At 69.0% G+C, this 16,516-nt stretch carries 16 protein-coding genes and 1 tRNA gene; 13 read left to right on the top strand and 4 right to left on the bottom strand.

Annotated elements, in window-relative coordinates:
* Nucleotides 1–8 precede the first annotated feature (8 nt).
* The 10 genes from nuoH (at nt 9) to M6I34_RS16060 (ending at nt 9,232) form a co-directional block, all read left to right on the top strand.
* Complete coding sequence (gene nuoH / locus M6I34_RS16105) at nt 9–1,082, top strand: NADH-quinone oxidoreductase subunit NuoH (RefSeq protein WP_272486829.1); 1,074 nt, start codon at nt 9–11, stop codon at nt 1,080–1,082.
* A 19-nt stretch (nt 1,083–1,101) separates the two neighbouring features.
* Nucleotides 1,102–1,590 (top strand): NADH-quinone oxidoreductase subunit NuoI, encoded by a 489-nt coding sequence (nuoI, locus tag M6I34_RS16100; RefSeq protein WP_272486828.1) that lies wholly within the window; start codon nt 1,102–1,104, stop codon nt 1,588–1,590.
* Between the two features lie 27 nt (nt 1,591–1,617).
* On the top strand, nt 1,618–2,232 hold the full coding sequence (locus M6I34_RS16095; protein ID WP_272486827.1) for an NADH-quinone oxidoreductase subunit J: 615 nt from the start codon (nt 1,618–1,620) through the stop codon (nt 2,230–2,232).
* Nucleotides 2,229–2,537 carry an NADH-quinone oxidoreductase subunit NuoK gene (gene nuoK / locus M6I34_RS16090; RefSeq protein ID WP_272486826.1) on the top strand — a complete coding sequence of 103 codons (309 nt, stop codon included), beginning with the start codon at nt 2,229–2,231 and terminating at the stop codon, nt 2,535–2,537. The genes M6I34_RS16095 and nuoK overlap by 4 nt, the downstream gene beginning before the upstream one ends.
* 4 nt (nt 2,538–2,541) lie before the next feature.
* Complete coding sequence (gene nuoL, locus M6I34_RS16085; RefSeq protein WP_272486825.1) at nt 2,542–4,611, top strand: NADH-quinone oxidoreductase subunit L; 2,070 nt, start codon at nt 2,542–2,544, stop codon at nt 4,609–4,611.
* A gap of 26 nt (nt 4,612–4,637) precedes the next feature.
* Nucleotides 4,638–6,119: an NADH-quinone oxidoreductase subunit M gene (locus tag M6I34_RS16080; protein WP_272486824.1), complete on the top strand. Its 1,482-nt coding sequence runs from the start codon at nt 4,638–4,640 to the stop codon at nt 6,117–6,119.
* A gap of 34 nt (nt 6,120–6,153) precedes the next feature.
* Nucleotides 6,154–7,632, top strand: coding sequence for an NADH-quinone oxidoreductase subunit NuoN (nuoN, locus tag M6I34_RS16075; protein ID WP_272486823.1), 1,479 nt, complete (start codon nt 6,154–6,156; stop codon nt 7,630–7,632).
* 61 nt (nt 7,633–7,693) lie between these two features.
* Nucleotides 7,694–8,281: an NUDIX domain-containing protein gene (locus M6I34_RS16070; RefSeq protein ID WP_272486822.1), complete on the top strand. Its 588-nt coding sequence runs from the start codon at nt 7,694–7,696 to the stop codon at nt 8,279–8,281.
* A gap of 47 nt (nt 8,282–8,328) precedes the next feature.
* Nucleotides 8,329–8,895, top strand: a complete 567-nt coding sequence (locus M6I34_RS16065; RefSeq protein ID WP_272486821.1) for a pyridoxamine 5'-phosphate oxidase family protein — start codon at nt 8,329–8,331, stop codon at nt 8,893–8,895.
* Between the two features lie 13 nt (nt 8,896–8,908).
* Entirely contained in the window at nt 8,909–9,232 is a 324-nt protein-coding gene (locus tag M6I34_RS16060; RefSeq protein WP_272486820.1) for an Mpo1-like protein, read from the top strand.
* Nucleotides 9,233–9,269: 37 nt separating this feature from the next.
* On the opposite strand, the gene M6I34_RS16055 is transcribed toward M6I34_RS16060, so the two are convergent.
* The 3 genes from M6I34_RS16055 to M6I34_RS16045 form a co-directional block, all read right to left on the bottom strand.
* The gene (locus M6I34_RS16055) at nt 9,270–9,710 is read right to left on the bottom strand and encodes a methyltransferase family protein (protein WP_272486819.1); all 441 of its coding nucleotides are present in this window, start codon (nt 9,708–9,710) and stop codon (nt 9,270–9,272) included.
* Entirely contained in the window at nt 9,707–10,369 is a 663-nt protein-coding gene (locus M6I34_RS16050) for an FMN-binding negative transcriptional regulator (RefSeq protein WP_272486818.1), read from the bottom strand. The genes M6I34_RS16055 and M6I34_RS16050 overlap by 4 nt, the downstream gene beginning before the upstream one ends.
* An 81-nt stretch (nt 10,370–10,450) precedes the next feature.
* Nucleotides 10,451–10,540: transfer RNA gene (locus M6I34_RS16045), tRNA-Ser, on the bottom strand.
* A 153-nt stretch (nt 10,541–10,693) separates the two neighbouring features.
* Here M6I34_RS16045 and M6I34_RS16040 point away from each other — a divergent pair.
* Nucleotides 10,694–11,893, top strand: a complete 1,200-nt coding sequence (locus tag M6I34_RS16040; protein WP_272486817.1) for a DUF4382 domain-containing protein — start codon at nt 10,694–10,696, stop codon at nt 11,891–11,893.
* Nucleotides 11,894–12,028: 135 nt separating this feature from the next.
* A complete protein-coding gene (locus M6I34_RS16035) occupies nt 12,029–13,009 on the top strand; it encodes an NADPH:quinone oxidoreductase family protein (RefSeq protein WP_272486816.1) in 981 nt (326 codons plus the stop codon).
* Here M6I34_RS16035 and M6I34_RS16030 read toward each other — a convergent pair.
* Complete coding sequence (locus M6I34_RS16030) at nt 13,006–13,839, bottom strand: enoyl-CoA hydratase-related protein (protein ID WP_272486815.1); 834 nt, start codon at nt 13,837–13,839, stop codon at nt 13,006–13,008. The two genes, M6I34_RS16035 and M6I34_RS16030, sit on opposite strands and share 4 nt — an antisense overlap.
* Nucleotides 13,840–13,992: 153 nt before the next feature.
* On the opposite strand from M6I34_RS16030, the gene M6I34_RS16025 reads away from it, so the two are divergent.
* Nucleotides 13,993–16,482 (top strand): ABC transporter permease, encoded by a 2,490-nt coding sequence (locus tag M6I34_RS16025; RefSeq protein WP_272486814.1) that lies wholly within the window; start codon nt 13,993–13,995, stop codon nt 16,480–16,482.
* Nucleotides 16,483–16,516: the final 34 nt, after the last annotated feature.

Genomic DNA, 16,516 nt, shown 5'->3' with positions numbered 1-16,516 from the left:
ACGGGAACATGGAGAATCTGCTCAACGGCGTCACCACCTGGGGCGAGGGCACGCTCGGCGCCGCCTGGCCGGTCGTCTGGAACCTGGTCAAGATCGTCTGCATCGTGCTGCCGGTGCTCGGCTGCGTCGCGTATCTCACGCTGTGGGAGCGCAAGATGATCGGCTACATGCACCTGCGCATCGGCCCGAACCGGGTGGGGCCCAAGGGCCTGCTGCAGCCGATCGCCGACGCGTTCAAGCTGATGTTCAAAGAGATCATCATGCCGACGCAGGCGAACAAGGGCCTGTACCTGCTCGGCCCGATCATGACGATCATGCCGGCGATGGCGGCGTGGGCCGTGATCCCGTTCGGCCCCGAGCTGGTGCTGGCCAACGTGAACGCGGGCCTGCTGCTGCTGTTGGCGATCACCTCGGTCGAGGTCTACGGCGTGATCATCGCCGGCTGGGCGTCGAACTCGAAGTACGCGTTCCTCGGCGCGATGCGCGCGTCGGCCCAGATGGTGTCCTACGAGCTGGCGATCGGCTTCTGCCTGGTCGTGGTGCTGATGGTCTCGGGCAGCCTGAACATGGTCGACATCGTCACCGGCCAGGGCGAGGGCCGTTTCGCCGAAATGGGCCTGAACTTCCTGTCCTGGAACTGGCTGCCGCTGCTGCCGATCTTCGTCGTCTACGTGATCTCGTCGGTCGCCGAGACCAACCGCCACCCGTTCGACGTGGTCGAGGGCGAGTCCGAGATCGTTGCCGGCCACATGGTCGAGTACTCGGGCATGGGCTTCGCGGTCTTCTTCCTGGCCGAGTACGCGAACATGATCCTGCTGTCGGCGCTCGCGTCGATCATGTTCCTGGGCGGCTGGTATCCGCCGATCGATTCGGTCGTCTTCAACTGGATCCCGGGCTGGCTGTGGCTCGGCATCAAGACCTTCTGCGTCGTCTCGCTGTTCATCTGGTTCCGGGCCTCGTTCCCGCGCTATCGCTACGACCAGATCATGCGGCTGGGCTGGAAGATCTTCATTCCGGTGACGCTGGTCTGGCTGGTGGTGATCGCCGCCTGGATCCAGACCCCGTGGAACATCTGGAACTGACCGGCAACGGGTGACTCACATGGAAGCGGTCAAGGATTTCTTCTCGAGCTTCATGCTCACCGAACTGCTCAAGGGGCTGCGGCTCACCGGGCGGTACTTCTTCGCGCGCAAGATCACGGTGCTCTATCCCGAGGAGAAGACGCCGATGTCGCCGCGCTTCCGCGGCCTGCACGCGCTGCGCCGCTACCCGAACGGCGAGGAGCGCTGCATCGCCTGCAAGCTGTGCGAGGCGGTCTGCCCGGCCCTGGCGATCACGATCGAGTCCGAGAAGCGGGCCGACGGCACGCGCCGCACCACCCGCTACGACATCGACCTGACCAAGTGCATCTTCTGCGGCTTCTGCGAGGAGAGCTGCCCGGTCGACTCGATCGTCGAGACGCACATTCACGAGTACCACGGCGAGAAGCGCGGCGACCTGTACTTCACCAAGGAAATGCTGCTCGCGATCGGCGACCGCTACGAGAAGGAAATCGCCGCCAACCGGGAGGCAGACGCCCGCTATCGCTGACGCGAAGCTCCGGGCCAAGCGACATCCATGCAAGCCACGACCGTCCTCTTCTACGTCTTCGCCGCCGTGACCGTGTTCGCGGCGCTGCGCGTGATCTCCTCGCGCAATCCGGTGCACTCGGCGCTGTTCCTCGTGCTCACCTTCTGCTCGGCCGCGGCGATCTGGATGCTGCTGAAGGCCGAGTTCCTCGCGATCACGCTGGTGCTCGTCTACGTGGGCGCCGTCATGGTGCTGTTCCTGTTCGTGGTCATGATGCTCGACGTCAACCTCGACAGCGCGCGCCGCGGCTTCTGGATGAACCTGCCGGTGGCGCTGTTCGTGGGCGTGGTCGTGGTGCTCGAGCTGGCGGCGGTGCTGATCCACTCCTTCGGCAACGTGAAGGCGTCCGATGCGCCGAAGCTGCCGGCCGACTACAGCAACACGAAGGCGCTGGGCAGCCTGCTGTACACCGAGTACGTGTGGGCCTTCGAGATCGCGGCGGTGATCCTGCTGGTGGCGATCGTGTCGGCGATCGCGCTGACCCTGCGCCGCCGGAAGGACGTTCGCTACAACGACCCGTCGGCGGCGGTGCGCACCCGCAGCCAGGACCGCCTGCGCATGATCAAGATGCCTGCCCAGCCCCGTGAAGGGAGCCAGGAATGACCCTCTCGCTCGCCCACTTCCTGATCCTCGGCGCGATCCTGTTCGCGATCAGCGTGATCGGGATCTTCATGAACCGCCGCAACGTGATCATCGTGCTGATGGCGATCGAGCTGATGCTGCTCGCGGTCAACCTGAACTTCATCGCCTTCTCGCATTTCCTCGGCGACGCGGCGGGGCAGATCTTCGTGTTCTTCATCCTGACGGTGGCCGCCGCCGAGTCCGCGATCGGCCTGGCGATCCTGGTCCTGCTGTTCCGCAACTTCGATACGGTCGATGCCGAGGCGCTCGACAGCCTGAAGGGCTGACGAAATGAAAACCGCATACCTTCTCGCAGCCTTCGCCCCGCTGGTCGGCGCAATCGTGGCCGGCCTGTTCGGCCGGCAGGTCGGCCGCGCCGGCGCCCACACGGTGACCATCGCCGGCGTGGCGGTGTCCTTCCTGGCCTCGCTCTGGACGCTGTTCGACGTGTTGCAGGGCAACACCTTCAACGGCACCGTCTACCAGTGGGCGTCGGTCGGGGGCGTGAACCTCGAGGTCGGTTTCCTGGTCGACACCCTTACGGCCACGATGATGTGCGTGGTCACCTCGGTGTCGCTGATGGTGCACGTGTACACGATCGGCTACATGGCCGAGGACCCGGGCTACCAGCGCTTCTTCTCGTACATCTCGCTGTTCACCTTCTCGATGATGATGCTGGTGATGGCGAACAACTTCCTGCAGCTGTTCTTCGGCTGGGAAGCGGTGGGCCTGGTCTCTTACCTGCTGATCGGTTTCTGGTTCAAGCGGCCCACGGCGATCTACGCGAACATGAAGGCCTTCCTGGTCAACCGGGTCGGCGACTTCGGCTTCGTGCTGGGCATCGGCCTGGTGCTCGCGCACTTCGGCTCGCTCGACTACGCGCAGACCTTCGCCGCCGCGCCCGGCCTGGCCGACCGCACGATCGAGCTGATCCCCGGCACGCAGTGGTCGCTGCTCACCGTGGCCTGCATCTGCCTGTTCATCGGCGCGATGGGCAAGTCGGCGCAGTTCCCGCTGCACGTGTGGCTGCCCGACTCGATGGAAGGCCCGACGCCGATCTCGGCGCTGATCCACGCGGCGACCATGGTCACGGCCGGCATCTTCATGGTGGCGCGCATGTCGCCGCTCTTCGAGCTGTCCGACACCGCGCTGGGCGTGGTCATCACGATCGGCGCGATCACCGCGCTGTTCATGGGCTTCCTGGGCATCATCCAGAACGACATCAAGCGGGTGGTCGCCTATTCCACGCTGTCGCAGCTCGGCTACATGACGGTCGCGCTCGGCGCCTCGGCCTACAGCGTCGCGATCTTCCACCTGATGACGCACGCCTTCTTCAAGGCGCTGCTGTTCCTGGCGGCAGGCTCGGTCATCATCGGCATGCACCACGACCAGGACATCCGCAACATGGGCGGGCTGCGCAAGTACATGCCGATCACGTGGATCACCTCGCTGATCGGCTCGCTGGCGCTGATCGGCACGCCGTTCTTCGCGGGCTTCTACTCGAAGGACCTGATCATCGAGGCGGCGAAGTTCGCCGACGTGCCGGGCGCGGGCTTCGCCTACTTCGCGGTGCTGGCCGGCGTGTTCGTCACCGCCTTCTACTCGTTCCGGATGTACTTCCTGGTCTTCCACGGCGAGGAGCGCTGGAACAAGCCGGCCCACGGTCACGCCGAAGCGCACGCGGCGCACGGCCACGGCGCCCATGGCGGCGACGCGCACGGCGACGACGAGCACGGCCACGACGAGCATCACCACGGGCTCGCGCCGGGCCAGAAGCCGCACGAGTCGCCGTGGGTGGTCACGCTGCCGCTGGTGCTGCTCGCGATCCCGTCGGTGGTCATCGGCGCCTTCGCGGTCGGGCCGATGCTGTTCGGCGGCTACTTCGACGGCGTCATCGCGGTCGACGCGGCGAAGCACCCGGCCATGGCGACGCTGGCCGAGCACTTCCACGGCTGGTTCGCGCTCGGCACGCATTCGGTCGCCACCCCCGCGTTCTGGCTGGCGCTGGCGGGCGTGGTCGTGGCCTGGTACTTCTACATGGTCAACCCGAAGCTGCCCGAGGCGATCAAGGCCTCGGCCGGCGGCCTTTACCGGCTGCTCGACAACAAGTACTACATGGACCGGATCAACGAGGTCGTCTTCGCCGCCGGCGCCCGCGCGCTGGGTCGCGGCCTGTGGAAGGGCGGCGACCAGGCACTGATCGACGGCCTGGCGGTCAACGGCAGCGCGAAGCTGGTCGGCTGGTTCTCCGGCGTGCTGCGCCTGGCCCAGAACGGGCGGCTCAACAGCTACGCGATCACGATGATCGCCGGCGTGGCGCTGCTGCTCCTGTTCGTCGTGCTGCCGCTGCTGCGCGGCTGACCCCGACACAACGAAGAACGAACGCGATGAGTTCCTTTCCGATCCTGAGCGCCGCAATCTGGATTCCGATCCTGTTCGGCGTGGCCCTGCTGGCCGTGGGCAACGACCGCAACGCGCCGGCGGTGCGCGTGGTGGCGCTGGTTGGCGCGCTGCTCGGGCTGCTCGCCACGCTGCCGCTGTTCACCGAGTTCGACCGCGCCTCGTCGGCGATGCAGTTCGTCGAGCTCGCGCCCTGGATCGAGGCCTTCGCGGTCGACTACCACCTGGGCGTCGACGGCCTGTCGGTGTGGTTCGTGATCCTCACCGCGTTCATCACGGTGATCGTGGTCATCGCCGGCTGGGAGGTGATCACCGAGCGGGTCGCGCAGTACATGGCGGCCTTCCTGATCCTGTCCGGCCTGATGATCGGCGTGTTCAGCGCGCTCGACGGGCTGTTGTTCTACGTGTTCTTCGAGGCCACGCTGATTCCGATGTACATCATCATCGGCGTCTGGGGCGGGCCCAACCGGGTCTACGCGGCCTTCAAGTTCTTCCTGTACACGCTGCTGGGCTCGCTGCTCACGCTGGTGGCCATCATCTGGCTGTACCTGGAGTCCGGCTCGTTCGCGATCCTCGACTGGCACAAGCTGCCGTTGCCGCTCGAGGTGCAGGTGCCGATCTTCCTGGCCTTCCTGGTGGCCTTCGCGGTCAAGGTGCCGATGTGGCCGGTGCACACCTGGCTGCCCGATGCGCACGTGGAGGCGCCCACCGGCGGCTCTGTCGTGCTGGCGGCCATCATGCTGAAGCTCGGCGCCTACGGCTTCCTGCGGTTCTCGCTGCCGATCGCGCCCGACGCGAGCCACGAACTCGCCTGGCTGATGATCGCGCTGTCGCTGATCGCGGTCGTCTACATCGGCCTGGTGGCGCTGGTGCAGGCCGACATGAAGAAGCTGGTCGCCTACTCGTCGATCGCGCACATGGGCTTCGTCACGCTCGGCTTCTTCATCTTCAACCACATGGGCGTGCAGGGCGCAATCGTGCAGATGATCTCGCACGGCTTCGTGTCGGGCGCGATGTTCCTGTGCATCGGCGTCATGTACGACCGGTTGCACTCGCGCAACATCGCCGATTACGGCGGCGTGGTGAACACGATGCCGAAGTTCGCCGCGCTGTTCATGCTGTTCTCGATGGCCAACGCCGGCCTGCCCGCCACCTCGGGCTTCATCGGCGAGTTCTTCGTGATCCTCGGCGCGGTCCAGTTCGACTTCTGGATCGGCCTGGTCGCCGCCACCGCGCTGATCTGGGGCGCGGCCTACTCGCTCTGGATGTACAAGCGGGTGATCTTCGGCGAGATTGCCAACGACAAGGTGCGCGGCCTGCAGGACCTCAACCGGCGCGAGTTCTGGATGCTGATGGCGATGGCCCTGCTGGTGCTGGGCATGGGCGTGTTCCCGAAGCCGGTCACCGACATGACCGAAGCCTCGATCGGCGCGCTGCTCGAGCACGTGTCGGTCTCCAAGATCAAGTGAGCGGTGCGACCGGAACGCCTCGCGGAACAACGAGATGAACGCTGAATCCCTGAACATCCTTGCTGCGGTCCCCGAGATCCTCCTGCTCGTGGCGGCCTGCTGCGTGCTGCTTGTCGAGGCGATCGTGAAGTCGCCCAGGCGCCCGTCCTCGCTCGCGCTCGCGCTGGCGGCGATGGCCTTCCCCGCCGCCGCGCTGATCGGCCAGATGGGCGCCGAGGGCACGCACTACGCGTTCAACGGCCTGTACGTGGCCGACCCCCTCTCCAACCTGCTCAAGCTGTGCGCGATCGTCGCGGTGGCGGCCACGCTGGTCTACGCGGGCCGCTACACGGCCGATCGGGACATCCCGCGCAGCGAGTTCCACGCGCTGGCGCTGTTCTCGCTGCTGGGCCAGATGGTGATGATCTCGGCCGCCAACCTGCTGGTGATCTACCTCGGGCTGGAGCTGATGTCGCTGTCGCTTTACGCGCTGGCCGCGATGCGCCGCGACGACAACGCGTCGACCGAGGCGGCGATGAAGTACTTCGTGCTGGGGGCGCTCGCGTCGGGCTTCCTGCTGTACGGCATGTCGATGATCTACGGCGGCGCCGGCAGCCTGGACCTCTTCGAGATCGCGCGCCGCTTCGAGGCCGGGCTGGCCAACCCGACGGTCTTCTCGTTCGGCGTGGTCTTCCTGGTGGCGGGCCTGGCCTTCAAGCTCGGCGCGGTGCCTTTCCACATGTGGCTGCCCGACGTGTACCAGGGCACGCCCACGTCCACCACGCTGCTGATCGCCGGCGCGCCCAAGCTGGCCGCCTTCGCGATCGCGTTCCGGATGCTGGTCGAGGGGCTGCCCGGCGTGGCAGCCGACTGGCAGGCGATGATCCTGGTGCTGGCGGTCGCCTCGCTGGCGGTCGGCAACGTCGTGGCGATCGCGCAGACCAACCTGAAGCGCATGCTCGCGTGGTCCACGATCGCGCAGGTCGGCTTCGTGCTGCTCGGCTTCCTGTCGGGCATCGTGGGCGGCGACGCCGGCGGCGTGCCGGCCGCCTGGGGCGCGTCGCTGTTCTACGTGATCACCTACGTGCTGACCACGCTGGGCACCTTCGGCCTGGTGCAGCTGCTGTCGCGCCGCGGCTTCGAGTGCGACCGCATCTCCGACCTGCGCGGCCTGAACGCGCGCAGCCCGTGGATGGCGCTGGTCATGCTGCTGCTGATGTTCTCGCTGGCCGGCATCCCGCCGCTGGTCGGCTTCTACGCCAAGCTGGCCGTGCTGACCGCCGCGGTCGAGGCGGGCCTGGTCTGGCTGGCGGTGGTGGCGGTGCTGTTCTCGCTGGTCGGCGCCTTCTACTACCTGCGCATCGTCAAGGTCATGTACTTCGACGAGGCCGGCGAGCAGCCTCCGATCGAGGCTGGCAGCGCCGCGCGCGCCACGCTCGCGGTCAACGGCGCCGCGGTGCTGCTGCTGGGCATCGTGCCGGGCCCTCTGATGGCGGTGTGCCTCGAGGCGATCCGCGCCGCGGTCGCGGGCTGAGCGCTCGCCCGATGCAGCGCGAGCCCGCCCTCGGCGAGACCTGCTCCGGGCGTTTCGCGCGATGAGCGAGCGGCAGGCGCCGCGCGACCTGACCGAGCGCGAGCTCGAGTCCGAGCTCGCGTGGCAGGGCGGCTTCCTGAAGATCCGCCGCGACCGCGTGGCCCTGCCCGACGGGCGCGAGAGCTTCCGCGAGTACGTGGTGCACCCGGGCGCCGCGGTCATGATCCCGCTGCTCGACGACGGCCGCATCCTGGTCGAGCGGCAGTACCGCTATCCGCTTCGCCGCCATTTTGTGGAGATGCCGGCGGGCAAGCTCGATCCGGGCGAGGCGCCGCTTGTCACCGCGAAGCGCGAGCTGCTCGAGGAGACCGGCTACCGGGCGGCCGAGTGGGCGCTGCTCACCGTGCTGCATCCGGCGATCGGCTTCGCCACCGAGGAGATGCACGTCTACCTGTGCCGCGGCCTCGAGCACAGCGGCCAGAAGCTCGACGACGACGAGCACCTGGACGTCGAGGCGGTCACGCTCGACTGGCTGATCGGCGAGCTTCGCGCCGGCCGGCTCACCGACGTCAAGACCCAGATCGCGGTGTTCTGGCTCGACAAGCTGGTGTCGGGGGCCTGGCCCTGGCCGGCGTTCGAGCGGGGCTGAGGCGCGGCCCGCCGCGCCCGGGCCTTGCGGCTGCTGCCCGAGTCGGAATGAATTTCCAGCGCACGGCTTCGGCGGACGATGCCGCCGCCATCCGCGAGGGCATCTGGCGCGAGCTCGGCCTTGCATGCCGGGATCGCGGGCACGATTGGCGCACGCCGGTGCTGGCCAGCGCAGGGCTCGACGGCGCGCCGCAGGCTCGCACCGTGGTGCTTCGGGAAGTCGTCCCTGGCGAGGCGCGGCTGGTCGTCTACAGCGATCGCCGCAGCCCCAAGGTGGCCGAATTGCTGAGCGAGCCCCGGGCAGCGCTGGTATTCTGGAGTCGCCGGTTGGGCTGGCAGTTGCGGGCCGTCGTTGTCGCCTCCGTCGAGGTCGACGGCGAGAATGTTCGGACGGCCTGGAGCCGGATCGCCGCCACCGGTGCGGCAGGCGACTACCTCGCGCCCGCGGCGCCCGGTGCGCCGCTCGTTCAGGCCGCCCGCGCCCCCGCAACCGCGCATCAACTTTGCGTGGTCGCGATGCGCATCGAGCAGATGGACTGGCTGGCGCTCGCGGCCGACGGCAATCACCGCCGGATTCGCTTCAGCGGCGAGCGGGCGGAGTGGCTGGTACCTTGAGGAGGCGACCACGATGAGCACGCAGACCGTCGATCCGGCGAGCTTTCGCAGCTTCGCCGAGTTCTACCCGTTCTACCTGCAGGAGCACAGCAACGCGACCTGCCGGCGCCTGCATTTCCTGGGCTCAACGCTGGCGCTGGTCTGCCTGGTCATGCTGGTCGTCACCGGTCGTCCCCAGTACCTGCTCTATGGCGTGCTGGCCGGCTACGGCTTCGCCTGGCTCGGGCACTTCGGGTTCGAGAAGAACCGGCCCGCGAGCTTCAGGCGCCCGCTCTACAGCTTCATGGGCGACTGGCGGATGTATCGAGACATGTGGACCGGCAGGGTGCCGTTCTAGGGCCCGAACAGGCCCTGGTTGCGCGCCGCGCGCTTCATCAGAACAGGAAGGGCACGAAACGCCTGGTGGCCGCGCGGTAGTCCGCGTAGCCGACGTGCGCCGTCGCCATCCAGCGCTCCTCGAGCGCGGCCTTCGCGTTCAGCGTGGCGGCCAGAGAGATCCACAGCGCCCAGCCGACCGCGCCGCCCGCGGCCAGCGCGCAGCCGGCGCCGAAGAGCAGCAGCGCGCTGTACATCGGGTGTCGGATCCAGCGATACGGACCGGTTCGGACCAGCGTCCCGCCGGCCTTCGGTTCCGGATGGATGTTGAAGTTGCCGGGTCGATTGGACCACACCGCGGACAGGCCCAGCGCGATGCCCGCGAGGGCCAGGGCGATCGCGGTCGGCGACCAGTGGCCGCCGCGCGCGGCAACGGCCAGCAGGGCCGCCAGCAGCGCGAACTGCAGCGCGACCAGCAGGCTGCCGAGAGGGCGATTCAACGCGACTTCGGCGGGGCGCCACCGGGCGCCTGAGCCGCCGCGTCGAGCATGGCGCCGGAGATCTCCGCCTTGCCGCGCTTGCCCAGCTCACCGGCCGCGTTGACCCGGTCGCGCGCTTCCTTGTTCTGGCTGAGCTTGGACTTGCCGACGATGCGGTCGATCTCGACCTCGATGCCGACGATCGCCGCCAGCATCGTGTCGATGAAGTCGGGCGGCGCGTCGCCCATCTTCCAGGGTGTCTGGCCGGTGCCGGCCTCGTGGGCGCGCGTGAGCCGCGCGACCAGGCCGCGCACGAATCGCTCGTCGTCGCGAATCCTGATCCGGCCGTGAACGTGAACGACCTGGTAATTCCAGGTCGGCACCTGCTTGTGGGCCTCGTGCTTGCTCGGGTACCAGTTCGGCGACACGTAGGCCTCGGCGCCCCGGAAGATCACCAGCACCTCGTCGCCGTCGGCGGCCTCGTTCCAGACCGGGTTCGCGCGCGCCACGTGCGCGCGCAGGATTCCGTGCGGGCCGGTGCCGGCGTCGAACTCGAACGGAACGTGATTGGCGTCGAGCCCGTTCGGGCCGTTCGTCACCAGGGCACCGAGCGGATGCTCGACGATGAGGCGGCGCAGCTCGTCGGCGCGCGCCTCGATGAAATGCGGGGGGAGGTACATGGCGACTCTCTCCGAACGGGCGCGCGCAGCGATTGCTGCCGGCTTGCGGCGCGGACTGCCCGGGCGCGCGGCCGCGTGGCGTGGCGGAGACGGTGAGATTCGAACTCACGGAGGGGTTGCCCCCTCGGCAGTTTTCAAGACTGCTGCCTTAAACCGCTCGGCCACGTCTCCGGACGAGCCGAGTATATCGGGGAAGGCCGCCGCCGGTCGGCCACGATCTGCCGTGCGTCCCGCCAGAAATGTTTCAAGGTGCTTCGTCACGTGAGCGCGAACCTGGCGGCACCTACAATCGGACGGCGTTCCCATGACTTCTGGAGACTCCAGATGAAATACCTTCGAATGCTCCTGATGGCCTTCGCGGCTTCCGTGCTCGCCGCCTGCGGCGGCGGCGGGGGCAGCGCCAGCGGCACCGGCACGCTCAGCGTCAAGATGACCGACGCGCCGGCCACCCCCGAGTACAAGGAAGTCTGGGTCACCGTCGAGAAGGTTCGTGTCCACATGGACGAGACCGCCGCCGAGGGCGACGGGGGCTGGGAAGAGATCGTCTTGAACCCGCCCAAGAAGATCGACCTGTTGACGCTGCGAAACGGCGTGCTGGCCGAGCTCGGTGCGATCGAAGTGCCGGCCGGCCAGTACCACCAGTTCCGGCTGGTGCTCGGCTCGGGCCCGAACGACAACGAACTGGTGCTCGCCGACGGCTCGACCGAGCCGCTTCCGCTCAAGACGCCCAGCGCCCAGCAGAGCGGCCTGAAGCTGAACGCGAAGCCCTTTACCGTCGAGGACGGCCAGCTCGTCGAGATCGTGCTCGACTTCGACGCGGCGCGCTCGATCGTCAAGGCCGGCAACAGCGGCAAGTACAACCTCAAGCCGGTCATCACGGTGATCCCGGTGCTCGATGCCGGTGCGGTGTCGGGTTCGTTCGCGGATGCGACGGTGGGTGCGAACGCGAGCGTTTCGTTGCAGGTCTACGACCCGTCCACCGACACCGTGACCGTCTTGCGCGCGACGACGCCGAACGCCGATGGCAGCTGGAAGCTCGCGCCGGTCGCCGAGGGCGGCAACTACAACCTGGTCGTCACCAAGGCGGGCTACCGGCCGCTGGTGCAGACCGGCGTGACCGTCGTGGCCGGCGAGATCCTCGCGATCGATCCGCTCGTGCTGACGCCGGTGGAGGAGGTCACGTCCGGCGATCCGCCGGTGACGAGCTATCCGACGATGCGCACCGTTTCGGGCAACGTCGCTCCGGCCGGTTCGGCCCTGGTCCGGGTGCTGCAGAAGGTCGTCGATCCGGCCGACACCGCCAATGACATCGTCGTCGAACTGGCCTTCCAGAACGCCGACGCGGTGACGGGCGAGTTCTCCTTCGCCCTGACGGTCGAGCCGGCGGATGTCGACGGGGGCGCGGGCGCCAACGGTGGCCTGTTCACGCTGGTCGCCGTCGGCGACAACGGGCCCGGCACGCCGGTCGACGTCGACCTCAATGCTGGCGACCGGACCGACCTGTCGCTCCCGATGGCTCCCTGAGCCCTGCAGCCTCCCGCCGGCCCTGCCGGCGGGGCGGCCCCGGCGCGCTCGCCGCCGGCGTGCCGTAACATCCATCCTGAGACGAGTCCGGGACCGGCCGCGCGCCGGTCCCTTCATTTTCAGGGAGGAGTTCGAATGAAAGCCGTGCTGTGCAAGGACTGGGGCCTGCCCGAGACGCTGGTCGTCGAGGATGTGCCTTCGCCGGTTGCCGGGCCGGGCGAGGTGCTGATCGAGGTCCACGCGGCCGGCGTGAACTTTCCCGACACGCTGATCATCCAGAAGAAGTACCAGTACCAGCCCGAGCTGCCGTTCTCGCCGGGCGGCGAGGTCGCCGGCGTGGTCAAGGCGGTCGGCGAGGGCGTGAAGGCCTTCGCGCCCGGCGACCGGGTGCTGGCCAGCAGCACCTGGGGAGGCTACGCGCAGGAGATCGCGGTGAAGGCCGAGCGCACGATGCCGATTCCCGACGGCATGGACTTCGTGACCGCCTCGGCCTACGTGCTGGCCTACGGCACCAGCCTGCACGCGCTGAAGGACCGGGCGAAGCTCGCCGCCGGCGAGACGCTGCTGGTGCTCGGCGCGGCCGGCGGCGTGGGCATCTCGGCGATCGAGATCGGCAAGGCGATGGGCGCGCGGGTGATCGCCTGCGCGTCGAGCGACGACAAGCTCGCGCTGTGCCGCGAGCGCGGCGCCGACGAGACGATCAACTACGCGACCGAGGACCTGCGCGAGCGGATCAAGCTGCTGACCAACGGCAAGGGGCCGGACGTGATCTACGACCCGGTCGGTGGCCCCTACACCGAGCCCGCGTTCCGCTCGATCGGCTGGGAAGGGCGGCACCTGGTGGTGGGCTTCGCGGCCGGCGAGATCCCGAAACTGCCGCTCAACCTCGCGCTGCTCAAGAGCGCGTCGGTGGTCGGCGTGTTCTGGGGCGCTTTCCTGCAGCGCGACCAGGCGGTCACCCGCCAGCACCTGCGCGACCTGTTCGAGCTCTACACTTCGGGCAAGGTCAAGCCGCCGGTCACGAAGACCTACAAGCTGGAAGAGGCCGCCCAGGCGCTGCGCGACGTGATGGAGCGCCGTGTGAAGGGCAAGGTCGCGATCCTGCCCAGGGGTTAGTCGCCGAAGTAGCGCAGCGGCTTCAGGTCCGGGAACTCCGCGGCCCGCCGCTCGCCGCGCGCCTGGATCGCCTCGACCACCGCGCCGGTGTCCCACATGCCGGCCTGCAGCCAGCCCATCTGGCGCAGGCCGTCGGCCACCGCGTGGTCGCGCGCGTAGTCGATCGCCTGCTTGGTCGCCCACACGGCCACCGGCGGGCGGGCGGCGATCTCCGTCGCGGTCTGCATCGCGGCCTCGAGCATCGCCTCCTGGGTGTCGAACACCTCGTTGACCAGCCCGACCGCCAGCGCGCGGTAGGCCGGCATCCGGCGGCCGGTGTACGCGTATTCGCGCACCACGCCCTCCGGGATCAGCTTGGGCAGGCGCTGCAGCGTGCCCAGGTCGGCGGCCATGCCGATGTTGATCTCCTGGATGCAGAAGAACGCGTCGGCCGTGCAGTAGCGGATGTCGCAGGCGGCGACCATGTCCACGCCGCCGCCCACGCAGCCGCCCTGGATCGCCGCGATCACCGGCATGCGCAGCCCCGCGATCCGGTCGAAGGCGCGCTGCATGTCGGTCAGCACCTCGGCGATGTTGGCGCGCGACTGGGCGCTCGAGTCGTCGAGCGCGATCGACGAGTCGAAGCTGTCGAGGGCCATGCCCGCGGTGAAGTGCTTGCCGGTGGAGTCGATGACCAGCGCGCGGGCCGGCGCGTCGCGCTGCAGCTTGTCGAGCGCGTCCTCCAGCTCGCGCCAGAAGGCCGGGCTCATCGTGTTCATCTGCTCGGGGCGGCACAGCGTGAGCCGCGCCACGCGGTCCTCGATCGAGAGCTCCATCGTTCGTTCGGTCATCGTCGTCGGCCTCGGGTCGCAGGGTTTGAAAGGGGAAGCTGGCGGCACGAAGGCGCGCGGCGCCGCAGCGTCGATCTTAGCGCCCCGAGCCATGCGGGATAATGAAGCGGCCGGTAAGGCGGCCCTGCCGCCGGCGACCGGACTCTGGACACGATGAACGACCTTCTCTTCTCCCTCAGGCTGACCTGGCGCGACTGGCGCGCCGGCGAGTTGCGGCTGCTGGTCGCGGCGCTGGTCGTGGCGATCGGCGCGATCGCGAGCGTCGGGCTGTTCGTCGACCGGATGCGCGAGGCGCTCACGCTCGAGGCGCGCCAGTTGCTGGGCGCTGACCTGGTGGTGGCCGCCGATCGCGAGTTGCCGGAGGCCTGGCTCGCGCGCGCTCGCGAGGACGGGCTGCGCACCGCCGCAACGGTCGTCTTTCCCAGCATGGTCATGGGTGGCGGGCTCCCGCAGCTGGCTTCGGTCAAGGCGGTGTCGAGCGGCTACCCTCTGCGCGGGGCGGTCAGGGTCGCCGATGCCCCGGGTGCTCCCGATCGCGAGGCCGGGGCCGCGCCCGTCCGCGGCGAGGTCTGGCTCGACCCGCAGCTGGTCGACGCGCTCGCGCTTAAGGTCGGCGACGCGGTGCGGCTCGGCGAGTCCGAGTTCCGGCTGTCCCGGGTGATCACGCTCGAGCCCGACCGCGGCGCGGGCTTCGTCAATTTCGCGCCGCGCGCGATGATCGCGCTCGACGACCTGCCGGCCACGAAGCTGGTGCAGCCGGCGAGCCGGGTCAGCTGGCGGATGCTGCTGGCCGGCGAGCCGGCGGCCGTGGCGGCCTTCGAGAAGTGGGTCGGCGAGCGGCTCGAGCGCGGCCAGAAGGTCGAATCGCTCGACAACGGCCGGCCCGAGCTCGGCGCAACCCTGGAGCGCGCCGAGCAGTTCCTGTCGCTGGTCGCGTTGCTGTCGGCGCTGATCGCGGCGGTCGCGATCGCGCTGGCCGCTCGCCGCTTCGCCGAGCGCCACCTGGACGGCGCGGCCGTGCTGCGCAGCATCGGCGCCACGCATTCGCGGCTGGTGCGCCTGCTGCTGCTCGAGCTGGGCTGGGTGGCCCTCGCGGGCACGGTGCTGGGCCTGGCCACCGGCTGGGCGGTGCACTACGGCCTGGTCTGGGCGATCCAGCCGCTGATCGGGGTCGCGCTGCCGATGCCTGGCATCGCCCCGATCCTGCAGGCCGGCGGCGCGGCGATCGTGCTGCTGCTCGGATTCGGCGCCTTTCCCTTCCTGCGGCTGGCGGGCGTGCCGCCCTTGCGGGTGCTCCGGCGCGAGGTCGGCGCTGCGCCGGCCTCGGCCTGGGGCAGCGCGGGGCTGGCGCTCGCCGCGTTCGCGCTGCTGCTGTTCTGGTTCTCGGGCGACCGCAAGCTCGCGGCGATCGCGGTCGGCGGCTTCGCCGGCGGTGCGCTGGTCTTCACCGGCGTGTCCTTCGCCGCGGTCCGCCTGCTCGAACCGGTGCGTCATGCCGGCTTCGTGGCCGGCAACCCGTCGATCCGCCTGGCCTTCGCGTCGTGGTCGCGGCGCCGCGCGCTGACCGTGGCGCAGACGTCGGCGCTGGCCGTGGGCCTGATGGCGCTGCTGCTGCTCACGGTCACCCGCAACGACCTGATCGACGGCTGGCGCGCGGCCAGCCCGCCCGATGCGCCGAACCGCTTCGTGATCAACATCCAGCCCGACCAGCGCGAGCCGGTGCTCGCCGAGTTCGCCGGGGCGGGCATCGATCCCGACCTGTACCCGATGATCCGCGGGCGGCTGGTCTCGATCAACGGCCGTCAGGTCGGACCCGACGACTTCGAGGGCGACCGCGCCCGCCGCATGCTCGACCGCGAGTTCAATCTCTCGTATTCGGCCGAGCGGCCGGGCCACAACACCTTGGTCGAGGGAGCCTGGTTCTCCGGCCAGGCCGAGGTCTCGGTGGAGCAGGGCATCATGGGCACGCTGGGGCTGGCCATGGGCGACGAACTCGGCTTCGACATCGCCGGTGAGATCGTCAAGGCGAAGGTGACCAGCGTGCGCCGCGTGGCCTGGGACTCGATGAAGGTCAACTTCTTCATGATCCTGTCGCCCGAGGCGCTGGCCGACAAGCCGCAGACCCTGATCACCGCCTACCACCAGCCGCGCGTGGAAGGCCAGGCGGTCGACCGGAAGCTGGTCGCGCGCTTTCCGAACCTGACCGTGTTCGACACCGGCAACATCGTTCGACAGGTGCAGGCGATGATCGACCAGGTGGTGCAGGCGGTGCAGGTGCTGTTCCTGCTGACGCTGGCCGCCGGCATCGTCGTGCTGTGGGGCGCGCTGGCCAGTTCGCGCGACGAGCGGGTCCGCGAGGCTGCGCTGATGCGCGCGCTCGGCGCCTCGCGCCGGCAGCTCGCGGGCGCCCAGCTGATCGAGCTGGCGATGGGCGGCGCGCTGGCCGGGCTGCTCGCGGCCGGCGGCGCGATCGCGATCGGCTGGATCCTGGCCGAGCAGGTGTTCCGCTTTCCGTTCGAGCCGCAGTGGCTTGTGCTGCCGGCCGGTGCGGCGGCTGGCATGCTGCTAGCGCTGGTGGCCGGCTGGCTGAGCCTCAGGCCGGTGCTGTCGGTGCCACCGCTGGCCACGCTTCGCGAGGCCTGAAGCGGGCCGATCACGAGGCACGGACCGACCCGAT

Origin of the sequence: Zeimonas sediminis, from assembly GCF_023721795.1 — a bacterium.
Taxonomy (GTDB): Bacteria; Pseudomonadota; Gammaproteobacteria; order Burkholderiales; family Burkholderiaceae_E; genus Zeimonas; species Zeimonas sediminis.
The sequence above is the reverse complement of the archived record's forward strand: the minus strand, read 5'-3'. Positions and strand labels throughout refer to the sequence as shown.